This is a genomic window from Enterobacter sp. 342 (assembly GCF_036663495.1).
In the GTDB taxonomy this organism is placed as follows: domain Bacteria; phylum Pseudomonadota; class Gammaproteobacteria; order Enterobacterales; family Enterobacteriaceae; genus Enterobacter.
On the sequence record NZ_JAWUEI010000007.1, the window covers coordinates 81071 to 104961 of the forward strand.

Annotated in this window: 20 protein-coding genes, 1 tRNA gene and 3 pseudogenes; 18 read left to right on the plus strand and 6 right to left on the minus strand. The window is 49.4% G+C overall.

The window, feature by feature from the left end; genetic code table 11:
* Window positions 1-102: 102 nt before the first annotated feature.
* Window positions 103-834: a MurR/RpiR family transcriptional regulator gene (locus V6E55_RS07920; protein WP_114979921.1), complete on the minus strand. Its 732-nt coding sequence runs from the start codon at window positions 832-834 to the stop codon at window positions 103-105.
* A 265-nt stretch (window positions 835-1099) separates the two neighbouring features.
* On the opposite strand from V6E55_RS07920, the gene trhA reads away from it, so the two are divergent.
* Window positions 1100-1759, plus strand: coding sequence for a PAQR family membrane homeostasis protein TrhA (gene trhA, locus V6E55_RS07925; protein WP_114979922.1), 660 nt, complete (start codon window positions 1100-1102; stop codon window positions 1757-1759).
* An 84-nt stretch (window positions 1760-1843) separates the two neighbouring features.
* Here trhA and ygfZ read toward each other — a convergent pair whose 3' ends face one another.
* Window positions 1844-2824 carry a tRNA-modifying protein YgfZ gene (ygfZ, locus tag V6E55_RS07930; RefSeq protein WP_316942549.1) on the minus strand — a complete coding sequence of 327 codons (981 nt, stop codon included), beginning with the start codon at window positions 2822-2824 and terminating at the stop codon, window positions 1844-1846.
* A gap of 294 nt (window positions 2825-3118) precedes the next feature.
* On the opposite strand from ygfZ, the gene sdhE reads away from it, so the two are divergent.
* Window positions 3119-3385 carry an FAD assembly factor SdhE gene (gene sdhE / locus V6E55_RS07935; protein ID WP_010435322.1) on the plus strand — a complete coding sequence of 89 codons (267 nt, stop codon included), beginning with the start codon at window positions 3119-3121 and terminating at the stop codon, window positions 3383-3385.
* A complete protein-coding gene (locus tag V6E55_RS07940; protein WP_114979924.1) occupies window positions 3366-3776 on the plus strand; it encodes a protein YgfX in 411 nt (136 codons plus the stop codon). The genes sdhE and V6E55_RS07940 overlap by 20 nt, the downstream gene beginning before the upstream one ends.
* 6 nt (window positions 3777-3782) lie before the next feature.
* Here V6E55_RS07940 and fldB read toward each other — a convergent pair whose 3' ends face one another.
* Window positions 3783-4304 carry a flavodoxin FldB gene (fldB, locus tag V6E55_RS07945; protein WP_114979925.1) on the minus strand — a complete coding sequence of 174 codons (522 nt, stop codon included), beginning with the start codon at window positions 4302-4304 and terminating at the stop codon, window positions 3783-3785.
* Window positions 4305-4405: 101 nt separating this feature from the next.
* On the opposite strand from fldB, the gene xerD reads away from it, so the two are divergent.
* The 5 genes from xerD to lysS all read left to right on the plus strand — a co-directional run bounded on the left by xerD (window position 4406) and on the right by lysS (window position 10499).
* The gene (gene xerD / locus V6E55_RS07950; protein ID WP_316942550.1) at window positions 4406-5302 is read left to right on the plus strand and encodes a site-specific tyrosine recombinase XerD; all 897 of its coding nucleotides are present in this window, start codon (window positions 4406-4408) and stop codon (window positions 5300-5302) included.
* A gap of 28 nt (window positions 5303-5330) precedes the next feature.
* Window positions 5331-6044 carry a bifunctional protein-disulfide isomerase/oxidoreductase DsbC gene (gene dsbC, locus V6E55_RS07955; RefSeq protein WP_114979927.1) on the plus strand — a complete coding sequence of 238 codons (714 nt, stop codon included), beginning with the start codon at window positions 5331-5333 and terminating at the stop codon, window positions 6042-6044.
* Window positions 6045-6049: 5 nt separating this feature from the next.
* The gene (recJ, locus tag V6E55_RS07960) at window positions 6050-7783 is read left to right on the plus strand and encodes a single-stranded-DNA-specific exonuclease RecJ (RefSeq protein WP_316942551.1); all 1734 of its coding nucleotides are present in this window, start codon (window positions 6050-6052) and stop codon (window positions 7781-7783) included.
* 90 nt (window positions 7784-7873) lie between these two features.
* Window positions 7874-8972, plus strand: a protein-coding gene (gene prfB, locus V6E55_RS07965) for a peptide chain release factor 2 (protein WP_096151315.1) whose coding sequence is annotated in 2 segments (ribosomal slippage) — window positions 7874-7948 and window positions 7950-8972 — 1098 coding nt in all. Because the reading frame shifts where the segments join, the coding sequence is not laid out codon by codon here.
* Window positions 8973-8981: 9 nt separating this feature from the next.
* Window positions 8982-10499 carry a lysine--tRNA ligase gene (gene lysS, locus V6E55_RS07970; protein ID WP_316942552.1) on the plus strand — a complete coding sequence of 506 codons (1518 nt, stop codon included), beginning with the start codon at window positions 8982-8984 and terminating at the stop codon, window positions 10497-10499.
* Window positions 10500-10537: 38 nt separating this feature from the next.
* Here the strand turns inward: lysS and idi are convergent, their stop codons facing one another.
* On the minus strand, window positions 10538-11080 hold the full coding sequence (idi, locus tag V6E55_RS07975; protein WP_316942553.1) for an isopentenyl-diphosphate Delta-isomerase: 543 nt from the start codon (window positions 11078-11080) through the stop codon (window positions 10538-10540).
* 164 nt (window positions 11081-11244) lie between these two features.
* Between idi and actS the strand changes: the two genes are divergently transcribed.
* From actS to V6E55_RS08025, 9 genes and pseudogenes are all read left to right on the plus strand, one after another.
* Window positions 11245-11988: an amidase activator ActS gene (gene actS, locus V6E55_RS07980; RefSeq protein WP_316942554.1), complete on the plus strand. Its 744-nt coding sequence runs from the start codon at window positions 11245-11247 to the stop codon at window positions 11986-11988.
* An 80-nt stretch (window positions 11989-12068) separates the two neighbouring features.
* Window positions 12069-12142: transfer RNA gene (locus V6E55_RS07985), tRNA-Gly, on the plus strand.
* Between the two features lie 195 nt (window positions 12143-12337).
* Window positions 12338-13516 (plus strand): tyrosine-type recombinase/integrase, encoded by a 1179-nt coding sequence (locus V6E55_RS07990; protein ID WP_115723447.1) that lies wholly within the window; start codon window positions 12338-12340, stop codon window positions 13514-13516.
* Between the two features lie 826 nt (window positions 13517-14342).
* On the plus strand, window positions 14343-14504 hold the full coding sequence (locus tag V6E55_RS07995; RefSeq protein ID WP_040216727.1) for a hypothetical protein: 162 nt from the start codon (window positions 14343-14345) through the stop codon (window positions 14502-14504).
* A 234-nt stretch (window positions 14505-14738) separates the two neighbouring features.
* Window positions 14739-15518: a hypothetical protein gene (locus V6E55_RS08000; RefSeq protein ID WP_080490680.1), complete on the plus strand. Its 780-nt coding sequence runs from the start codon at window positions 14739-14741 to the stop codon at window positions 15516-15518.
* A 74-nt stretch (window positions 15519-15592) separates the two neighbouring features.
* Window positions 15593-16075 (plus strand): hypothetical protein, encoded by a 483-nt coding sequence (locus tag V6E55_RS08005; RefSeq protein WP_047683739.1) that lies wholly within the window; start codon window positions 15593-15595, stop codon window positions 16073-16075.
* Window positions 16076-16540: 465 nt separating this feature from the next.
* A pseudogene (locus tag V6E55_RS08010) lies at window positions 16541-16654 on the plus strand (IS5/IS1182 family transposase); the annotation flags it as partial.
* A 411-nt stretch (window positions 16655-17065) separates the two neighbouring features.
* Entirely contained in the window at window positions 17066-18148 is a 1083-nt protein-coding gene (locus tag V6E55_RS08020) for a hypothetical protein (RefSeq protein WP_316942555.1), read from the plus strand.
* Window positions 18149-18236: 88 nt separating this feature from the next.
* Window positions 18237-19448 (plus strand): annotated as a pseudogene (locus V6E55_RS08025) (IS3 family transposase).
* 96 nt (window positions 19449-19544) lie between these two features.
* On the opposite strand, the gene glgC reads toward V6E55_RS08025, so the two are convergent.
* Together glgC and glgB are read right to left on the minus strand one after the other, a co-directional pair.
* The gene (glgC, locus tag V6E55_RS08030) at window positions 19545-20825 is read right to left on the minus strand and encodes a glucose-1-phosphate adenylyltransferase (RefSeq protein WP_021314389.1); all 1281 of its coding nucleotides are present in this window, start codon (window positions 20823-20825) and stop codon (window positions 19545-19547) included.
* Window positions 20826-20991: 166 nt separating this feature from the next.
* Entirely contained in the window at window positions 20992-23190 is a 2199-nt protein-coding gene (gene glgB, locus V6E55_RS08035; protein ID WP_115723445.1) for a 1,4-alpha-glucan branching enzyme, read from the minus strand.
* Between the two features lie 219 nt (window positions 23191-23409).
* Between glgB and V6E55_RS08040 the strand changes: the two are divergent.
* Window positions 23410-23732 (plus strand): annotated as a pseudogene (locus tag V6E55_RS08040) (transposase); the annotation flags it as partial.
* Between the last annotated feature and the right edge of the window lie 159 nt (window positions 23733-23891).

Sequence of the window (23891 nt, forward strand, 5' to 3'; positions counted from 1 at the left end):
ATATATGGCTTATTGATTTCGAGTCTAGCAAAGCGAAATTAAATGTCACGATATAACAATTCGTGTGAAATGTGATTTGTCACTTCCAAAAAACAGGGTGTTTTATTCTGTCAATTTCTTCGCCAGTTTGCGGCCGAGAGATTCCAGAATATAGATAACGGGGATTTGCGTGGTGATATCATAAACGCCCCCAATACGCGTCTGGGGGACGTGCCATGAGAGATTAAAGTCTGCCAGTTTTGCCAGACGCGAGTGTTCGTGGCTGGTAATGGAGAGCACCTTGCAGTGATGCAGGCTGAACTGGCTGGCGAAACGCAGGATCTCCTCGGTCTCACCGGAGACAGAAAGCACAATGGCCAGCGCATTTTTCGCCATATCATTGGTGACCGGGAAATAAGGATCGTCAATATGGTTGCTGAATTTACCAATATTTGAAAAGAATCGTGCGCCATATTTTGCCAGAGAGCCTGACGTACCCGCGCCGACAAATATAATTCGCTCAGAAGACAAAATGATATCTACCGCGCTATCTAATAACGCATCGAACTCTTCATTATTCACGCTTTTAAAGAAGCTGATAATTTCGCTGGTACCGAAGTTTGCCTGCTGAGGCTCGTTTTGCTCCAGATAGAGTTTGAAGCGTACGCGAAATTCAGAATAACCTTCGCAGTTGAGCTTGCGGCAAAAGCGCAGGATCGTAGTGGTTGAGACACCAGCCGCATCCGCCAGCTCACGGATGGTCATGTACATGACTTTGTCACGATTTTTAATGACATAGTTGTAGACCATCATCTCCAGGTTATTGAGACTGGCAATGGCGGCGTGGGTGAACATACTCACAATGGCAAAACTCTCATTCAGACCTCATCTGTCCATCATAACATGCAGCCAGAAGGCAGGATCCAATTTTATGCTATTGATTCATAATGATTAAATTTTTATGTGAACAAATGTTAGGTGAATAAATTGTTTATATATATGATTTTTATGAATAAAATTTATGGTGAAAATATTTTAGCGAACAGGTGTTCACTGGAATCATTCTCAGTTAGCATAGTCATGCGATGAATAATCATCTTTTGTTTTCCCGGAGTTTTGTATGGCGAGCAGACCATTAATCGCACAGGGATATTCGCTGGCTGAGGAAATAGCCAACAGCATCAGCCACGGTATTGGCCTGGTGTTTGGGATTGTCGGTTTAGTATTATTGCTGGTACAGGCGGTAGACACCAATGCCAGCGCAATGGCCATTACCAGCTATAGCCTGTATGGCGGGAGTATGATCCTGCTGTTTCTGGCCTCTACGCTGTATCACGCAATTCCACATCAACGAGCCAAGATGTGGCTTAAGAAATTTGACCACTGTGCCATCTATCTTCTTATTGCTGGTACCTATACACCTTTTCTGCTGGTGGGGCTCGATTCACCGCTCGCCCGCGGCCTGATGATTGTTATCTGGAGCCTGGCACTGCTGGGGATCCTGTTTAAGCTGACGATTGCCCACCGGTTTAAGATATTGTCACTGGTGACCTATCTGACGATGGGGTGGCTGTCGCTGATTGTGGTCTATCAGTTGGCAATCAAACTGGCGACGGGTGGGGTAACATTGCTGGCAGTTGGCGGGGTGGTCTATTCGCTGGGTGTGATTTTCTACGTTTGCAAGCGTATCCCCTACAATCACGCCATCTGGCACGGTTTTGTGCTGGGCGGCAGCGTGTGTCACTTTCTGGCGATTTATTTGTACGTCGGGCAGGTGTAGTTTTTAGTCGGGTGGCGGCTGCGCCTTACCCGACCTGCGGGATCTGTAGGCCCGGTAAGCGCAGCACCACCGGGCGATACAGGATTACTCTTTCAGCGAATACGGTAGTGGCTCAATACTTAATGTATTGGCATCGTCACGCACGCGGAACACGCTATCGGCTTCCATGTCATTATTCATAACGGCCTGAACCAGAAGACGACCATCTTCAAGCTGTACGGCAGCTAACACGGTGCCGGTGCGGCGCCAGTTATCACCCATCTTCAGCTCTAAATCTTCACCCGCTTCAGGTACACGGCTGGCATGACCCGCCAGTGTCCACAGCGCACGTTTGTTTGCCCCGCGGAATTTTGCACGAGCCACCATCTCCTGGCCGGTGTAACAACCTTTCTTAAAGCTAATACCACCCAGAGCCTGGAGGTTGGTTGCCTGAGGAATAAACTGCGCGCTGTTTGCTGCGTCAATCACTGGCAGACCTGCTTCAATGTTAAGTGCCAACCACTGCTGACTGTTGTTGAACTGAGCCTCACCGCGTAGCGCCTCGGTCACGCGCTCTGCTGTGGCGGCATCCGTCACTAACAGGAAACGCTCCACCGGGTGTTCGAACCACAGGATAGAGGTAGCACCTTCGCTGACCACCTGTTTTTCTGCATCGGGCAATTCGCTGAAAAGATTTTTCAGCGCGGCGCGCGCCTGAAAACCCGCCACACCCAGCAGGATATGTTCGTCGTCCGGGGTAATAGTGACTTTGGAAAAGACAGCGTACTTTTTCAGTTCTTTGAGTTGGGCGTCTTGCAGGCTGCGGCGCTCAATAAAGGCAAAGCCGTCCTGACGACGGAAGAGACGCAGGTTGCTCCACATTTTGCCTTTAGGGTCGCAATGTGCTGCCAGCAGGTGGTGATGTTCAGTCATCTGGCTGACATCGGCGGTCACCTGACCCTGCAAGTATTTTTCGGCATCGGCACCGGTGAGTGTTGCCAGCGCCCAGTCATCAAGAGAAATAAGCGTCAGCGGCAGACGCGCAGAGGCGGCGGGCTGGCGAGGAGAAAATGGTGTAAATGCCATAACGATATCCTGAATTGCTTAACGCTTTGATAATGCCTAATGGTAAAAGAGCCTGCTGGCAATGCAAGCGCTTTCAGCAGGCCATTTGTGCCATAAACTGGTTCTGCGTAACGCCACGCAAAATAGTGTAATCCGCTGTCTTCGTGGGGTTTATTCTGGAAGCCTGCTTGTATATCGCAAGATTCCAGTAAAGAAACGGTCAAAAACACGTTACACTAGCTGGTGTCCCCGTAGAGAAATCAAGAACACTGAACGGGGTACCGACTGTGCCAAACGTAATGCAGGAAACAGAACATGGATATTAACAACAAGGCCCGTATTCACTGGGCATGCCGCCGCGGCATGCGTGAACTTGATATTTCCATCATGCCTTTCTTCGAATATGAGTATGACAGCTTAAGCGATGATGATAAGCGTCTGTTTGTTCGCCTGCTTGAGTCTGACGATCCAGATTTATTCAACTGGCTGATGAACCACGGCAAACCCGCCGACACCGAGTTGCAACGGATGGTGCAATTAATTCAAACACGGAATCGGGAACGTGGTCCTGTGGCAATCTGATCTTCGCGTCTCATGGCGCTCTCAGTGGATGTCTTTATTGCTCCACGGTCTGGTTGCGGCCTTTGTATTACTGATGCCATGGCCGCTGAGCTATACGCCTCTGTGGCTGCTGTTACTGTCGTTTGTCGTTTTTGACAGTGTACGCAGCCAGCGTCGCATTAATGCCCGTCAGGGAGAAATTAAACTCCTGATGGATTCCCGCCTGCGCTGGCAGGGTAAAGAGTGGGATATTCTCGGGATGCCCTGGATGCTCAACTCCGGCATGATGTTACGGTTACGCAATGTGGACGGTGGGCGTTGTCAGCATCTGTGGCTGGCGGCTGACAGTATGGATGCTTCAGAGTGGCGAGACCTGCGCCGGATGTTATTACAACAGTCGACGCAGGAGTAATGCGCGTTAGCTAAACTGTTCTGCCATTTCGCCCAGAATCTGCTCGCACCAGGTTTGCAGGCGATCATCGCTGAGATCGTACTGGTTGGTTTCATCCAGCGCGAGTCCAACAAACAGCTCGCCATCGGCAATTATCGGCTTTTTACTGGTGAACTCATACCCTTCGGTTGGCCAGTAGCCGATAAACGTAACGCCTTTCGGTGCCAGTTTATCGTGCAGCATGCCGAGTGCGTCCAGGAACCATTCTCCGTAACCTAATTGATCACCCATGCCGTACATGGCGATAATTTTGCCGCTGAGGTTGAGCGTATCAAGCTGGTCCCAGATGGCTTCCCAGTCTTCCTGTATCTCGCCGAAATCCCAGGTTGGGATACCGAGGATCAACACGTCGTACTGCTCCATCAGTGTGAGTGCGTCATCTTTCAGGTTATGCAACGTCACCAGTTCCGGGCCAATGATGTCGCGAATTTTCTCTGCCGCCATTTCGGTGTAGCAGGTGCTGGAACCATAGAACAGACCAATATTCATCGCGTAACTATCTCAATTCTTGCTTTGACTTTGCGCGTAGTGTACCAGAAACCTGTAACAATCAGGCATAATGGCCTGACTGCAGAATCAAAGGGGCTGATGTGGAAAAGGATCTCGCACTGATCGAACAGTTTCTCGACGCGCTGTGGCTGGAGAAAAACCTGGCTGAGAATACGCTCAGTGCGTACCGGCGCGATCTCACCATGCTGGTGGAGTGGCTGACACACCGTGGGCTGTCTCTTGCGAGCGCACAAAGTGACGACCTCCAGGCACTGCTCGGGGAACGTATCGCTGGGGGCTATAAAGCGACCAGCTCCGCTCGTTTGCTCAGCGCAATGCGTCGTCTGTTCCAGCATCTCTACCGTGAGAAAATTCGCGAAGATGATCCCAGCGCACTGCTTGCATCCCCTAAACTTCCGCAACGGCTACCGAAAGATCTCAGCGAAGCACAAGTTGAGAGATTATTACGGTCACCCGCAGTTGACCTGCCGCTGGAGTTACGCGATAAAGCCATGCTTGAGCTATTGTATGCTACCGGCTTGCGTGTTTCTGAACTGGTTGGCCTGACGATGAGCGACATCAGTCTGCGTCAGGGTGTGGTCCGTGTCATCGGTAAAGGAAACAAGGAAAGGCTGGTTCCGCTGGGAGAAGAGGCGATTTACTGGCTGGAAACGTATCTGGAGCACGGCCGTCCGTGGTTGCTCAATGGCGCTTCTATTGATGTTCTGTTCCCGAGCCAGCGCGCGCAGCAGATGACACGGCAAACGTTCTGGCATCGCATCAAGCATTACGCCACACTGGCGGGTATCGACAGTGAAAAGCTTTCGCCGCACGTATTGCGTCATGCTTTCGCGACGCATCTGTTAAACCACGGCGCTGATTTACGCGTGGTGCAGATGTTGCTGGGGCATAGCGACCTTTCCACGACGCAAATTTATACTCATGTCGCGACGGAACGCCTGCGGCAGCTACACCAACAGCACCACCCTCGTGCGTGAGTGCCGACGAATTGTAACAGGATCAAATATGAAAAAGTCTTTTGCGCTGTTCACCCTGCTGGCAGCCTCATTTACCGGTTTCGCCCACGCGGATGACGCCGCAATCAAACAGTCGCTGGCTAAGCTTGGCGTCACCGGTAGCGATATTCAGCCAGCACCAGTTGCCGGTATGAAAACGGTGCTGACGAGCAGCGGCGTGCTGTATGTCACCGAAGACGGTAAACACATTATTCAGGGGCCAATGTACGATGTGAGCGGCGCGCAGCCGGTAAACGTCACCAACCAGCTGCTGATGAAAAACCTGAACGCGCTCGAAAAAGAAATGATTGTCTACAAAGCGGCGCAGGAAAAACATGTCATTACCGTCTTCACTGACATCACCTGTGGCTACTGCCACAAACTGCATGAAGAGATGAAAGACTACAACGCGCTGGGCATTACCGTGCGTTACCTGGCTTTCCCACGTGCAGGCGTGCAGAGCCAGCCAGAGCAGGATATGAAAGCTATCTGGTGTGCAAAAGACCGCAACAAAGCGTTTGATGATGCGATGAACGGTAAAGCTGTTGCACCTGCATCCTGTGACATCGACATTGCCAACCACTATGCACTGGGCGTGCAATTTGGCGTGAGCGGTACGCCAGCGATTGTCCTGAGCAACGGTTATGTTGTTCCAGGCTACCAGGGACCAAAAGAGATGAAAGAGTTCCTCGACGCGCACCAGAAACAGTTTGGTGGTAAATAAACCGCGTGAAAGCCCCAATAAAATTGCGCCGTCGTGAGGCGGCCGAGCAGATTGATTTGCCAGACGATCTTCCACCACTGCTGAAACGGCTCTACGCCAGCCGTGGCGTGCGTACCGCTGAAGATCTTGAGCGGAGCGTGAAAGGGATGCTGCCCTGGCAACAGCTGAATGGCATCGAAAAAGCCGTAGAAATGCTCTACAACGCGTTCCAGGAAGGAACGCGAATCGTGGTGGTGGGGGATTTCGATGCAGACGGTGCAACCAGTACTGCGCTGAGTGTACTCAGTCTGCGGGCGCTGGGCTGCGATAACGTGACCTATCTGGTGCCGAACCGTTTTGAAGACGGTTACGGCCTCAGCCCTGAAGTGGTCGATCAGGCCCATGCCCGCGGTGCACAGATGATCATGACCGTGGACAATGGGATCTCCTCCCATGCGGGTGTCGATCATGCCCATAAGCTTGGGATCCCGGTGCTGGTCACCGATCACCACCTGCCGGGTGACACACTCCCTGCAGCGGAAGCGATCATCAACCCAAACCTGCGCGACTGTGATTTCCCGTCGAAATCACTGGCGGGTGTAGGGGTGGCGTTTTATCTGATGCTGGCGCTGCGTACGCTGTTGCGCGACAAAGGCTGGTTTGACTCCCGCGGGATTGCCGTACCCAATCTGGCCGAGTATCTCGACCTGGTGGCGCTGGGAACAGTTGCAGACGTGGTGCCGCTTGATGCCAATAATCGTATTTTGACCTGGCAGGGTTTAAGCCGCATTCGGGCGGGCAAATGCCGTCCGGGAATTAAGGCCTTGCTGGAAATTGCCAACCGTGACCCGCTCAAACTGGCGGCCAGTGATTTGGGCTTTGCCATCGGACCGCGTCTGAATGCAGCCGGAAGGCTGGACGATATGTCCGTCGGCGTCGCACTGCTGCTTTGCGACAATATTGGTGAAGCGCGTGTCCTTGCCAATGAACTGGACGCTCTGAACCAGACCCGTAAAGAGATTGAGCAGGGAATGCAGGCAGAAGCGCTGACCTTGTGCGAAACACTTGAACGGAGTGGCGATACGCTGCCTGGCGGTCTGGCGATGTATCACCCTGAGTGGCATCAGGGGGTGGTCGGGATTCTGGCGTCGCGCATTAAAGAGCGTTTCCACCGTCCGGTGATCGCGTTTGCCCCGGCAGGCGACGGCACGCTGAAAGGCTCCGGTCGATCGATTCAGGGCCTGCACATGCGCGATGCGCTGGAGCGACTTGATACGCTTTACCCGAATCTCATGATCAAGTTTGGTGGCCACGCGATGGCGGCAGGCTTGTCGCTGGAAGAGGCGAAATTCGATGAGTTTCAGCGTCTGTTTGGCGAGCTGGTGACCGACTGGATCGACCCGGCCCTGTTGCAAGGGGAAGTGGTATCTGATGGCGAGCTTGCCCCCGCTGAGATGACGATGGACGTGGCACAAATGCTCCGCGATGCCGGTCCATGGGGACAGATGTTCCCGGAACCGTTATTTGACGGCCGTTTCCGTCTGTTGCAACAGCGTATTGTCGGCGAACGCCATCTGAAAGTGATGGTTGAACCCGTGGGCGGTGGTCCGTTGCTGGATGGTATTGCCTTCAACGTTGACACGGCGATATGGCCGGACAACGGCGTTCGCGAGGTTGAGCTGGCGTACAAACTGGACATCAACGAGTTTCGCGGTAACCGCAGCCTCCAGATCATCATCGACAATATCTGGCCAATTTAGCGGCAGTAATCTCTATAAAAAAGGGCGTGGATTCGGTACAATCCCGCTCTTATCACCGCATTTTGACAAGTCCATAAAAGAAAACAGACCATGTTTGAAATTAATCCGGTAAAAAACCGTATTCAGGACCTCACGGAGCGCTCTGACGTTCTTAGGGGGTATCTTTGACTACGATGCCAAGAAAGAGCGTCTTGAAGAAGTAAACGCCGAGCTGGAACAGCCTGACGTCTGGAACGAACCTGAGCGCGCACAGGCGCTGGGTAAAGAGCGTTCCTCTCTCGAAGCTATCGTAGATACGCTGGATCAAATGGCTCAGGGGCTGGAAGATGTTTCCGGTTTACTGGAGCTGGCCGTAGAAGCCGACGACGAAGAAACCTTTAACGAAGCCGTGGCAGAACTCGACGTTCTGGAAGAGAAGCTGGCGCAGCTTGAGTTCCGTCGTATGTTCTCCGGTGAATATGACAGCGCTGACTGTTATCTCGATATTCAGGCAGGTTCTGGCGGTACTGAAGCGCAGGACTGGGCCAGTATGCTGACGCGTATGTATCTGCGTTGGGCAGAAGCGCGCGGCTTCAAAACCGAGATTATCGAAGAATCTGAAGGTGAAGTTGCGGGTCTGAAATCCGTGACCATCAAAATCATTGGCGATTACGCCTACGGCTGGTTGCGTACTGAAACCGGCGTTCACCGCCTGGTACGTAAGAGCCCGTTCGACTCCGGCGGCCGTCGTCATACCTCCTTTAGTTCTGCATTCGTTTACCCGGAAGTTGACGAAGATATTGATATCGAAATTAACCCGGCTGACCTGCGTATTGACGTTTACCGCGCATCCGGCGCGGGTGGTCAGCACGTTAACCGTACAGAATCTGCGGTGCGTATCACCCACATTCCAACCGGGCTGGTAACGCAATGCCAGAATGACCGTTCCCAGCATAAAAACAAAGACCAGGCCATGAAGCAGATGAAAGCGAAGCTTTATGAACTGGAGATGCAGAAGAAAAATGCTGAGAAACAGGCGATGGAAGATAACAAGTCTGACATCGGTTGGGGCAGCCAGATCCGTTCTTATGTCCTCGATGACTCCCGCATCAAAGACTTGCGTACCGGGGTTGAAACCCGCAACACGCAGGCGGTGCTGGATGGCAGCCTGGATCAATTTATCGAAGCAAGTTTGAAAGCAGGGTTATGAGGAACCAACATGTCTGAACAACAAGCACAGGGCGCTGATGCGGTAGTCGATCTTAACAACGAACTGAAAACCCGCCGCGAGAAGCTGGCAGCACTGCGTGAGCAGGGCGTACCGTTCCCGAACGATTTTCGTCGTGACCATACCTCAGACCAACTGCACGCTGATTTCGACGGTAAAGAGAATGAAGAGCTGGAAGCTCTGAACGTAGAAGTGTCAGTGGCAGGCCGTATGATGACCCGTCGTATCATGGGTAAAGCCTCTTTCGTGACTTTGCAGGACGTTGGCGGCCGTATTCAGTTGTACGTTTCCCGTGACGGTCTGCCAGAAGGCATCTACAACGAGCAGTTCAAGAAGTGGGACCTGGGCGATATCCTGGGCGCGAAAGGTAAACTGTTCAAAACTAAGACCGGTGAACTGTCTATCCACTGCACCGAACTGCGTCTGCTGACCAAAGCGCTGCGCCCGCTGCCGGACAAATTCCACGGCCTGCAGGATCAGGAAGCGCGTTATCGTCAACGTTACCTGGATCTCATCTCTAACGATGAATCCCGCAATACCTTCAAAATTCGCTCCCGGATCATGGCCGGTATCCGCCAGTTCATGGTTAACCGCGACTTTATGGAAGTGGAAACCCCAATGATGCAGGTGATCCCAGGCGGTGCTTCTGCACGTCCGTTCATCACCCATCACAACGCCCTGGACCTGGACATGTACCTGCGTATCGCGCCGGAACTGTACCTGAAGCGTCTGGTGGTCGGTGGATTCGATCGTGTGTTTGAAATCAACCGTAACTTCCGTAACGAAGGTATCTCCGTTCGTCATAACCCAGAGTTCACCATGATGGAACTCTATATGGCGTATGCGGATTACAAAGATCTGATCGAACTGACCGAATCTCTGTTCCGTACCCTGGCGCAGGATATTCTGGGCACCACGCAGGTACCTTACGGTGAAGAAGTGTTCGACTTCGGCAAGCCGTTCGAAAAACTGACCATGAGCGAAGCGATCAAGAAATACCGTCCGGAAACCAACATGGCTGATCTGGATAACTTCGACTCTGCGAAAGCAATCGCGGAAAGCATCGGTATCAAGGTTGAGAAGAGCTGGGGTCTGGGCCGTATCGTGACCGAGATCTTCGAAGAAGTGGCCGAAGCGCACCTGATTCAGCCGACCTTCATCACCGAATACCCGGCCGAAGTTTCTCCGCTGGCGCGTCGTAATGACGTGAACCCGGAAATCACTGACCGTTTCGAATTCTTCATCGGTGGCCGTGAAATCGGCAACGGCTTTAGCGAGCTGAACGATGCGGAAGATCAGGCTCAGCGCTTCCAGGATCAGGTTGACGCGAAAGCGGCAGGCGATGACGAAGCGATGTTCTACGACGAAGACTACGTAACTGCACTGGAACACGGCCTGCCACCAACTGCTGGTCTGGGTATTGGTATCGACCGTATGGTGATGCTGTTCACTAACAGCCACACCATCCGTGACGTGATCCTGTTCCCGGCGATGCGCCCGGTGAAATAAGTCGTTAAGATGTTAAAAAAGCCCCGAAAGGGGCTTTTTTATTGCGCTGCGAAGGCTTTGAGTTTTTCGCGGGCGGTCGTCGCTTCCATGACCATCCAGGGGCTAAAGGCCCAGGGCGTCGCGTCAAGCGCGCTGAATAACGTGTCCAGTTCAACCCATTGATACTCCATCACTTCATCTTCGTTTATCGTCACTTTACTGGTGATGCGGGCAGCAAATACCGGGCAAATTTCGTTTTCCACGATCCCGGAAGGATCAGTTTCGCGGTAGCGAAACTCTGATGCGACAGGGGTTATATCGGTGATTTCGGCACCGATCTCATAGCGGCAGCGTCGGATAATAGCCTGCTCTGTCTCTTCACCCGATTGCGGATGTCCGCACACGGAGTTAGTCCAGACACCCGGCCAGGCTTTTTTGCTTAACGCGCGTCGGGTCACCAGACATTCACCTTTGGCGTTAAACAGCCAGGAGGAGAAAGCCAGATGCAGTGGGGTATGCGAGGTGTGAGCGGCGTACTTTTCCTGAGTGCCAATCACCATTCCCTGGTCATTTACCAAAATAACGTGTTCTTGAATACTCATTCATGCTCCAGTACCAACGATGCGGATGGTTCTGCACCATCAGCAGAGCAGCATTATACGGCATTCTTACAGGAACGGTTTGTTCCACAGAGCGGAAAAGGGCTGACCCATATCTCTCCGGACTGTTATCATAGAGCGTCATTCACGCTGATCGAGGATCTGTTTTGTTTGCAGGAAGCCTGACGAGAAACCCCATCACCGCCATTATTTGCCTGACGCTAACGCTATTGCTGGCAGGTTGTTCAGGGAGCAAATCTTCAGATATGGGTAGCTATTCCGGTTCGGTCTATACCGTTAAGCGCGGGGATACGCTGTATCGGATTTCGCGCGCAACGGGGACCAGCGTGAAGGATCTGGCGCGGCTGAATAAGCTTTCTCCGCCATACACCATTGAGGTGGGACAGCAACTGAAGGTTAGCGGTGGATCGTCTTCTGGTAAAAAATCCTCGTCGAAGGGCAAAACTGCCAAAGTGACGCCGTCTTACGCGGTACCGCAGTCGTCCTGGCCGCCGGTTGGTCAACGCTGCTGGATCTGGCCTGCTAGTGGGAAAGTGGTGCTGCCATATTCCTTGTCAGAGGGCGGTAACAAAGGCATTGATATTGCTGCTGCACGCGGTACGCCGGTTTATGCATCCGGGGCGGGGAAGGTGGTTTACGTCGGTAACCAGCTGCGCGGTTACGGCAATCTGATCATGATTAAGCATGGTGAAGATTACATCACGGCTTATGCTCACAACGACACGATGCTGGTTAACAACGGGCAGAACGTCAAAGCAGGGCAGAAAATTGCCACCATGGGTAGCACCGGAACAGATTCAGTGAAATTGCACTTCCAGATCCGCTATAAGGCGACGGCCATCGATCCGCAGCGTTATCTTCCGGCTCCTGGCAGCAAACCGAAGTGCTAAGTGATTATTTAATCGCCATTTAGTTGTGAAGAGGCTTGTATGAAGAGGCGTAAGGTCTATAATGCCTTACGCACCTCAAAGCGGGCGTAGTTCAATGGTAGAACGAGAGCTTCCCAAGCTCTATACGAGGGTTCGATTCCCTTCGCCCGCTCCATTTTCAAATCTCCAGAACTCCACTGAACTCAACTACCACATGATTTAACTAGATTTCTTGGCATTTTCTTGTCAATGGAATTCAACCTGACTTACCCAAAATCAATAGCCTGTGTTGCATAGAAATGTGTATAGGCTCTCCTATACACTCTGGAACTATACACATAGCGATATTTCAGAGGAGAAAACTATACATATGCCTCTTACTGACCTTGAGATCCGCCGCGCGAAGCCTGCGGAAAAAACGTATACCAAAGCCGATGGCAACGGTCTGTCTCTACAAATTGAGCCCAACGGTTCAAAGGGATGGCGATTCCGTTACCGCTTCGAAGGAAAAGCTAAAATGCTTTCTTTAGGGACATACCCGAAGGTTTCCTTATCCGAAGCGCGTAGACGGCGAGATGAGGCTCAGGATCTGCTGGCTACGGGTATCAATCCCAGTGATTCGCGTAAAGAGAAGAAACTGGCTCAGCAGGACAGGCTGGGGAATACCTTTGAGGCGATTGCCCGTGAGTGGTATCAGCGGCGTTACGATCTTTGGGCAGAGTCGTACCGCACTGAAATGATCGCTACTTTTGAGAAGGATGTCTTTCCTCATATCGGTCATCGTCCAATAGATTCGATTACGCCTATGGAGCTGATGGCAGTTTTGACCCGCCTTGAGAAACGAGGTGCAACGGAGAAAATGCGCAAAGTACGTCAGCGCTGCGGTGAGGTATGGAAATATGCAATCGCAACAGGGCGTGCTCTATCTAACCCTGCGCCAGATCTTGCCAGCGTGATGATGCCCCATAAGAAAGAACATTATGCGCACCTGGAAGTTTCGGAGTTGTCAGACTTCTTTACTGTGTTGCAGGCGTACACGGGAAATATACTCGTTAAGCTGGCCATGAGGCTTCTGATACTGACGGGGACTCGTCCCGGTGAGCTACGTAAAGCGGAATGGTCAGAGTTCGACTTTGAAAATAACCTCTGGAGCATTCCTGAAGAGCGAATGAAAATGCGACGACTACACCTTGTTCCGCTATCCCGACAAGCGCTGGCTATTCTGGAAGAACTGAAAACGATGACGAGTGGTTATCAATACGTTTTTCCCGGTAGGCTTGAGAAGGTTAAGCCGATCAGCGATATGTCTCTTAACGTGCTAATTCGTCGTGTCGGTTACGGTGGCAGGGCTACCGGTCATGGTTTCCGCCACACGATGAGTACCATTTTGCATGAGCAGGGCTTTAATTCAGCATGGATTGAGCTACAGCTTGCCCATGTGGATAAGAACAGCATTCGCGGCACTTACAACCATGCGCAGTATCTGGATGGCAGGAGAGAGATGATGCAGTGGTATGCGGATTATCTAGACTCACTGAAAGCTTCGTAAGTAAAGCTGTAATCAAATAGTAAAGGCATCTGTCCATTAACGTTCGGGTGCCTTTTTGTTTTTTAACAACCGAAAATCAGGAGATTTTATCAATGACTACAACATGTCCTATATGTGGTTCTGAGCGCGTCAGCGAACGTAATATCGGCAGGAAGGCTGGAGGTATAGCCGGAGGTGTGGCAGGAGCTCTTAGTGGAGCGAGTTCTGGGGCTGCAATTGGCTCTGTTGTGCCAGTTCTGGGGACGGCGATCGGGGCAGTTATTGGTGCTGTGCTAGGGAGGTTTGTGGCTGGTGCAACTGCAGGAGCGGTTACCGGCTCAGCCCTTGATGGACTCCTGTTTGACAGATACGAGTGCGACGATTGTGGTCATACCTTTGACTAGAAGGTTATGAAAAATTTCATATCCTTATGATTTTAATGAATAAAAAATACTCACTATTTGCCCCATCAATTTTAATACGCCACATCTACCGCATAAACTGATCTATAAAAACGATCGATATTATCATAATAATAGATTAAATCTATCAAATATATAAAATTGATCGTTTTTATCGATAGATTATACAGATCAATTATTGAAATTCGATCGGTAATAACAATTTTACCTGCACTCATAACCTCCCTATCTTAGAAAGGATTTGATTAGAATCAGGCCAGGATTCTCATCGGGTGACAATTAGGAGATGCACCATGCGCCTATAGCAAGGATGTTTCAATGCGGCAGGTATAAGTCTGCCCATCCATTCAACATGTTTATCGGACAAAGTGACGGCATTAAACCACCACTTCAATCATTTATTGCTATTTTTCAAGGAGCCAACGATGGCATTTATTCTTTTACTTTTGTGGATCGGAGCATCGATAGTTATTGGTAAATTGGCTCAGGCCAGTGGCCGTTCGTTCTTCATATGGTTTGTTATCAGTATGCTTATAGACCCCATATTTGGTGCGATTCTTTTTGCTGTAGTCGTGAGGTCAAAATGAAGCCAGAAAGAATTAAGAGGCTTTTTAAAGCCTATCTAGGCATTGGTGTTTTATTCATGTTGCTTGTTTGTATAGGGATTGTTGTTTTGTTATGTTTATAAGGGAAGTGATTACGTATTTTAATAATTCTTTTATATCTACCGCTATACTCACTTCCTGTTCAACACTCTTGAAGTATATCAGTTTAACGTTCTCTGTAATATTTTGGCTATTATGTAAAGATAAGGAATTATCATGATAAACTATTATGAATATCTTGAGCTGGATATGAATGTCAGCTTTGATGAATTAAACCATGCGATACAAAAAGTAAGTGAGCGTGATGATGCAGATTTAAAATTAATCCGTGAAATGAAGTCCATTTTGTTAAACGATGAAGCCAGGGTACTGTATAATAATAAATTGATTTCTTTTATTGTTGGCGATAGAAAAAAGTCTGATTTTGTAAGCGCTGAGAATATCCGTAAATTATTAAATATAGACAGCTCGTCTTTACATGAAAAATATATCTGGATTGCAACGGGATTGTTTGTTGTCGGCGTTTTATCCGCATGTTTGTTTAGTTTAGCTGTCAACTATACGGTTAATCTGTTCGTTATGATTGCCCTGGTTATTTTGTTCTATATGGACTGGAAGCTACTGGATAAACATGGTAAGGCAAGTTTTTCAAAATGGTGGATTCTTTTTTCGCCAGTTTATATTGCTAAACGTTGTAAAGCCGTTGGTCAGGGGAAAATGCTGTTGCTGGTCTGGCTTGGGATCTGGGTTGTATATGGCATCGGGAACTTTGCGTTCAATGGTAGCAAAGCGATGCTGGAACGTACAGCATGCGAGGTGGTAACGGATATCTATCATAAACAGTTACGTCAATACTCACAGCAATGTGAGAACGTAACGTTAACTGAAAGTGAAGGGAAACAGCACTATGGATTTGCTCAACTTAGTGATGGTACAACTAAAGATATTACCGTGACAGAACAATCAGATGGTAAGATTGTTGTATATATTGAATAGGCATTTTTGAGGCAAAGTACTTACCTTTGGGGTAAGTGCTTTTTATTTATTATTTATTTTTAGAGGGGATTTGTATGAGGTTTTTAAATGGAATTAAATATGTGACTGCTCTGGGAGTAATTACTATCTCCTGTTCAGTAATGGCATCACCTTATGGAGATTCAGATGTTCTGTTCGGATGTGTCATAAAAGGTAAAACCACTAAAGAGGTGGCTGTGTTAAGAAATAATAATGAGGTCGCTTATTTATTCGGTAAGTCGGATATTAACGGAGATGGTGGGGTTATTCCTGAAATCACTTTGGTGAAAAATGTGAGCCAGTTAAGTCAGGCCTGGAATTACAGTAGGGCTGAGGGTGTGTCGATACATACATTGAACATACCAGAAAACGAGTATACTTACTCTGTTTCCTATATCGATGATGGAAAAAATACTGATGGGGAAATAACTGTTTTAAAACAGGGAAAAGAAATCAGTACGATAAAATGCGATGATGTCTGGGAACAACATCTGGGTGACAGCAATATGATGCATGGTATCCCCGATGAGTCAGAGTGATGTATCTGATATGTACTGTACCAGTTCACATGAGTGTTAACTGGTACAAAATATAGAAATATCAACTTAGGTAACGGTTTAATAGTGGCAATTAATAACCACCTCCTATGGAGGTGGTCAAGAAAACTAAAAGGGTAACTGACCATTCTATCAGCATTTTTCAACTATCGAAGAAAGAAATCCACAGTCATGTGGCTTATCAAAACCAGAGCTACTTTTCAGATATTCAGTAATCAGCGCTCCAATAATCTTAACCGACTTTTTGTTAGTTGTTATAAAGCCCAATGGCATAGTCACTGGCAAAGTTTCAGGTTGAGAAATATGGTAGATAACAACAGATAATTCATTCTCGAGATGGAGGATCCCATTGTTTACCTTGACTGTATCGTCGGCTTTGTTGAATAAATCGAACTTTCAGGAGATGGGCGGATCTGATCGTTACAGACGTTTCAGCATCAGGTCCCCATGGCAAAGCAAAAGTTTAAAATCACCAACTGGTCTGCCTACAACAAAGTGCTCAGGCAGCGCGGTTCGCTGACGGTCTGGCTTGATGAGTCTGCCATTACTGATCTTGCCCAGCAACGGCAGACACAATCTTGGACAGACTGGTGCATAACGCGCAAAGAGTGGTTCTGCAGGGTAAATTTACGAGAAAAAACCGCCAGTAGTGGAAAGCGGCGAAAAAACAGGTTAAAAAGTAGAATGAAAAGTTAAGTTCCCAGTTGATAGAATGGATGAGAAACTCTGATAGAACTTCAATGCCAATCCGTAACCGAATAGAGCGAAATACTCAGTGAGAAGCACTGATCGGAAAAATGTATCAATATTAGTCTATTGTATTAGACTGAACCTTCCTTTTAAATGATTTGCGCATTCCTAAAATCATTATTTAGTGATAATATTAGGGGCATGGCATAGAGAAGATTCGTGGTCCTAGCTATTAGTCGCACTCAGGTTTACTGGATGAGAGGTATTTTTAGGAGGAGTAAAATGGAAAAAAAATCCTTAAGAAAAATAAAAAAATGGATAATCGCGGCTGCAATATTTACTCAGACTTTAGGGTCTGTATATGGAAATTTAAACTTCCAAGCAGGAGCAATGGAGGATGGAACGTTTCTACTTACCGTAAATGGAAGTATTTCTTCAGGAGATGCATACATTTTCGCAAAACAAATCGACTCATTTAAGCAAGATAACATGCCACTCAGTCAGATTTGGTTAAATAGTCTTGGTGGTAATGTTGCCGACGCCTTAAAGATGTCATTGATTATATCAAGTAATAATTTAACAACGGTAGTGCCAAATAGATGGGAGTGTGTTAGTGCTTGCGTTCTTTTATTTGGCGCGGGAATACGACGCCATGCTTTTCCCGAAAGTATAATTGGTGTTCATCGTATAAGCATTAATGAAATTGATAATGACCAAGCAAGATCATTATCACTTGATATGGACACTGTATACACCGCAATGAACTTCCCAGAAAACATTAAATACAAAATGTTAACGACGCCCCCTAATGACGTATATTATCTAACAACAATAGACAAAAAGAACATATCAACGACATACTCAAATACTAAGCAGGTTGATACATCGTATAGAAACTCTGGAATCTCAGCACCACGGGTAATAATCACTAAAAAAGATCGTTCAGAATCAAGAGCGCTAAATCAAAAGGCTATTATACAAATTAGGTCAAATCAGTTCATTTCTGCTATAGCTAATCTTGAAACAGCAAAAAAAATATACCCGTCAGATGCTGAAGTATTAGGGAACCTTGGATATGCATATTACATGATCGGCGATTATACTGCAGCACAAATGAATCTGACATCATCACTTAAACTAGCTCCACGTAGAGGTTCATCATGGAATAACCTTGGATTAGTTTTAGCATCGACTAATCAAATAGAATGGGCCGTAAATTGCTTTATAAATTACTCGAACTTTTCAAAAAATAAAAAAGCGGCAACAAATCAGTTCTTTTCATGGGAGCAAGAACGTCCAGGAACTGGTATTGATATAGCATCAAAAAGAGCTCGTTCTACCCTTGGGATTTATTCACCCGAGTGATGTCGCCCCCTGAAACCCCAGACTGTAGCTGTATCCCCAGATAAGAGATAGGCTTGAATATATGTCTAACACTAACGCCAATTTTGAGATGACCAGAATCCTGTTAGGGCAAGAAGTCCGTAAACGTAAACTCCTCAGGAGAAGATCGCCATTATCCAGCAGACGATGGAGCCGGGCATGAATGTCTCCCACGTCACACGCCTGCACGGTATTCAGCCCAGTTTGCTGTTCAAGTGGAAGAAGCAATACCAGGAAGGCAGCCTTACCCCCGTTGCGGCCGGAGAGGAAGTCGTTCCAGCTTCAGAGCTTACTGCTGCTCTGAAGCAGGTCCGGGAGCTTCAGCGCCTTCTGGGCAGGAAGACGATGGAAGTTGAGATCATGAAAGAAGCCGTGGAGTACGGTGTATCCCGAAAATGGATAGCGCATGCGCCCTTGTTGCCAAAGGACAAGGAATAGCACAGGTCAGCCGCACCATGGGCGTGTCGCGTGCGCAATTATCACTTCGGGTTAATCGTTCCGCCGACTGGCAGGATGGGCGGTGTAACCAGCGCGATGAAGAAGCGGATGCGGCGCTGCTATGGCGCATACTGGTGGTTATCGCCGATATGCCGTGTTATGGCTACCGCCGGGTCTGGGCGGTGCTGCGGCGTCAGGCCCGCGATGAGGGGCTTGCGCCGGTGAATGCTAAACGGGTTTATCGGGTGATGAGCGAAAACAGCCTGTTGTTGCTGCATGACAGGCCGCCGCGCCCGGTGCCGGGTCGGGAACACAACGGTAAGGTGGCGGTGGCGCAGAGCGATCAGCGCTGGTGCTCTGACGGCTTCGAGTTCGGCTGCGACAATGGCGAGAAACTGCGGGTAACGTTCGCGCTGGACTGTTGCGACAGAGAAGCCATAGACTGGGCGGCGAGTACCGGTGGCTACGACAGTTCGACCGTGCAGGATGTAATGCTGAGGTCGGTAGAAAAGCGCTTCGGCGATAAGTTGCCGGACACAGCGGTGCAGTGGCTGGCGGACAACGGTTCCGCGTATACCGCGCATGAAACGCGGAGGTTCGCCTGAGAGCTGAATCTGGAGCCCTGCACAACAGCGGTGAGCAGCCCGCAGAGTAATGGCATGGCCGAACAGTTCGTGAAGACGATGAAGGAAGACTATATCGCGTTCATGCCAAAACCGAATGTGAGAACAGCCCTGCAAAACCCTGCAGCAGCAGCGTTCACGCATTACAATGAACCCCGCACAGTGCGCTGGGATATTACTCCCCTGGGGAATACCGGCGACAGCGGGCATCGTTAACTTAAGATACAAAAGCTGTCCGGGGATGGCAGGGTAAGATCAGTCCGGGCTAGAGATTGTCACCATGATCTCTGCGGAATGCCTTTCAGGAGATCCGTTCATTATTCAGGCCTCCTCAGCATTTCTTTAGTGACAAGAACGATCCCTTCTTCAGAACGATAAAAACGACGGGCGTCCTCGACAGCATTCTCACCAATGACCGTTCCTTCAGGGATCACACATCCACGATCAATCACACAGCGTCGTAACCGACAGGAACGTTCTACCCACACACCGGGTAATAAAACAACCGAATCAATATTGCAAAAAGAGTTAATCCGTACGCTGGAGAATAAAACTGAATGAACAACGACAGAACCAGATATAATGCAGCCGCCGGAGACCAGTGAATTCATGGTCATTCCATGACTGCCTGTGCGGTCCTGAACAAATTTTGCGCTCGGTAAAGACTCTACATAAGTATGGATCGGCCAGTTGCGATCATAAACATCTAGTTCAGGTACCACGGAAGCTAAATCAAGGTTCGCTTTCCAGTAGGCCTCCAGAGTTCCGACATCACGCCAGTACGGTTCTGCATTATTATCTGTCTGCACACAGGAGCGCGGGAAAGGATGTGCCCAGGCTTCTCCGGATACCGTAATTGCTGGAATAATATCTTTGCCGAAATCGTGGCTGGACTGTTCATCCCGACCATCTTCATCCAGTAGCTGATAGAGGTATTCAGCATCAAATACATAGATCCCCATACTGGCAAGCGATTTGGTTTTATCCCCCGGCACAGTAGGAGGATTAGAAGGTTTTTCAATAAAATCAATGATTTTATCATTTTCATCCACAGCCATGACACCAAAAGCACTTGCGTATTCCACAGGTACAGGAAGGCAGGCCACAGTACACCGGGCTCCTTTTTTAACATGGTCAATCAGCATCCGGGAATAATCCTGTTTATAGATATGATCACCCGCTAGAATAACGACATATTCCGCACCATAGCGTCGAATAATATCCAGGTTCTGTGTGACAGCATCGGCAGTACCCCGGTACCAGTTCTCACCATGCACGCGTTGCTGGGCGGGTAATAAATCGACGAATTCATTCATCTCTTCATTGAGGAAAGACCAACCGCGCTGGATATGCTGAACCAGGGAATGTGATTGATATTGTGTAATGACCCCAATCCGTCTTATCCCGGAATTAATACAGTTTGATAAAGCAAAATCAATAATCCTGAACTTGCCACCAAAATGTACCGCCGGTTTTGCCCGGGTTGCTGTCAGGTCTTTTAATCGTGTCCCTCGACCTCCCGCTAGGATCAGCGCCACAGATTTAAGCGGTAACTGGCGTGCCAGCATGACATTGTCATTATATTCATGTTTACTCATAGTGATGTCCTGCCATTAAAATAAAAACAACAAAAGGAAACAGCGAATAAAAAATATTCTTCTGTAAATTAATTCAGAAGAGACCACCTCCGGGAATAACTCAACTACCATGGCACTACTATTTAAATGAATAACCCCACCGCCGGGTAGTAGAAACCTCCGAAGTTTATTGATTATCAGGCACCCTTGTAAGCCAGATCGTCGCCAGCGGCGGTAGCGTAATGGAGAGGGAATGCTCGCGACCATGGCTGGCAATGACATCGCTTTCAACGATGCCGCCATTACCGGTATTGCTGCCATGATAGTGCATTGAGTCAGTGTTCAGCTCTTCGCGCCAGCGGCCAGGCTGGTTGATGCCGAAACGATAATCATGGCGCGGTACCGGGGTGAAGTTGCTGACGACGATAATTTCGTTACCCTCCCTGTCGCGACGCACAAAGACAAACACCGAGTGCTCATGATCGTCGACCACCAGCCATTCGAAACCGTAGTGGTCGAAATCCAGCTCATGCAGCGCTTTGTGGCGACAATAGGTATGGTTGAGATCGCGCACCAGTCGCTGAACGCCGTGGTGCCAGCTGTCTACGCCCTCAAGCAGACGCCAGTCGAGGCTTCCGTCGTGATTCCACTCACGTCCTTGTGCAAACTCATTGCCCATAAACAGCAGCTTTTTACCCGGGAAGGCGAACAGCCATCCGTAGTAGGCTCGCAGGTTAGCGAACTTCTGCCAGGCATCGCCCGGCATGCGGTCGAGAATGGATTTTTTGCCGTGCACCACTTCATCATGAGAGAGTGGCAGGACAAAGTTTTCGGTGTAGTTGTAGAGCATACCGAAGGTCATCTTGTTGTGATGAAAACGACGGTATACCGGATCCAGTTTCATATAGTCGAGGGTATCATGCATCCAGCCCATGTTCCACTTGAACCAGAACCCCAGACCGCCAGTGGAGGAAGGACGAGAAACGCCAGCAAAATCGGTCGACTCTTCCGCCATCGTTACCGCCCCCGGCGTCTGTTCGCCCAGCACGCGGTTGGTATTACGCAGGAACTCAATGGCTTCAAGGTTTTCCCGGCCGCCAAATTCGTTCGGTACCCACTCACCTTCTTTGCGGCTGTAGTCGCGATAAATCATTGATGCCACCGCATCGACCCGCAGCGCATCAATGCCAAAGCGTTCAATCCAGTACAGCGCATTACCAACCAGGAAGTTGCTGACCTCGCGGCGGCCGTAGTTGTAAATCAGGGTGTTCCAGTCCTGGTGGTAGCCTTCGCGCGGGTCGCAGTGTTCATACAGCGAGGTGCCGTCAAACGAGGCGAGCGCAAAGTCATCCGCCGGAAAATGGCCTGGCACCCAGTCCAGAATAACGTTAAGCCCCGCGGCGTGCGCGGCGTTGATAAAGTAGCGGAAATCCTCCCGGGTGCCGAAGCGACGGGTGGGCGCGTACAGCCCGGTCGGCTGATAGCCCCAACTGCCGTCAAACGGATGTTCGTTAACCGGCAGCAGCTCCAGATGAGTAAAGCCCATCCATTTGGCATACGGGACCAACTGGTCGGCAAGCTCGCGATAGCTCAGCCAGAAGTTATTATCGGTGTGGCGGCGCCAGGAGCCGAGGTGCACTTCATAAATCGATATAGGCGCATCAAACTGGTTAGCCTGCTTGCGCGCTGGAGGCTGCTCGACCTTTTCCGGCAACCCGCAGATAAGCGAGGCGCTTTCCGGGCGCATTTGCGCTTCGAAGGCGTAAGGGTCGGACTTCACCCGCAGATTGCCGTGGGCATCAATAAGCTCGAATTTGTACAACTGACCGTTAAACGCGCCGGGAACAAACAGCTCCCAGATGCCGGACTCTTTACGTAGTCGCATCAGATGGCGACGACCATCCCAGTAGTTAAACTGGCCAACGACCGACACCCGGCGGGCATTAGGTGCCCAGACCGAGAAGCGCGTACCGACAACATCGTCTATCGTATCGGGATGCGCGCCCAGCGTTTCATAGGGGCGAAGATGCGTGCCTTCCGACAGCAGCCAAATGTCCAGTTCCTGTAACAGTGGGCCAAAACGGTACGGGTCATCAATCAGATGCTGCTGTCCGTGCCAGGTGGCGGCCAGCTGATAGCGAAAAGGATTTTTACGACGCGGCAGAACGCCGCTAAAGAAACCGCGCAAATCAAGGCATTCCAGCTTGCCGACTTTGCGCCCGTTTTTTGGTTCAATGACCCACACATCGGTGGCATCAGGTAATAATGCACGAACTTCCAGTCCGGCGTCGGTACAATGCATACCAAGTGTAGAGAATGGATCCGAACAGCAACCAGTAAAAAGTGCTTCAATCACTTTTTTTTCATCATGCCTCCCTACTATCATCTCTTATCGGCTATCTGTAAATATATGGCTGCTAACAGCCTGCGTGAACAACCCCAATAAGTAAATGATGTTTTTAATATTTATCTTTAGATTAATTATCTCTTAATCTTTTTCTGTGAGTAAACCGTCACTTTTGGGTCGTAATGCAGATTAGACTGGCCCCATGAATCACCAGACACTTCGACCCACTTTAAATTAATGACTAGTCGGGAGATAAGCATGATCGAAGAGTTGCTGGGACCAGAGCGCCACAGGCGCCGTTGTCCACAGGAAAAGATTGCCATCGTTCAGGAAACGCATCGCCTAGCATGACCATTTCCCATGTTGCACGGCTTCATAGTGTGAATGCAAACCAGATCTTCGCCTGGCGAAAGCAGTACAAGGAAGGTAGTCTCACCGCGATCATGGCTGGCGAAGATGTTGTTCCCGCCTCAGAACTTGCGGCGACGGTGAAACAAATCAAAGAGCTACAGCGCTTGCTGGGTAAAAAGACCATGGAGAATGCGCTGCTGAAGGAAGCCGTTGAGTATGGTCGGCAAAAATGAACCACCCCGTGAATCCTGGAGAGATTTCAGGCTGACAACTTTTCCTGAAGAACCAGCAGCGCTGCCATTTGCGCCAGTGCTTTATCTTTCCGGCGTAACTCTTTTTCAAGCGCCCGGATGCGGCTTTTCTCTGTGCGGGTCGCTCGTTGCTCGTCG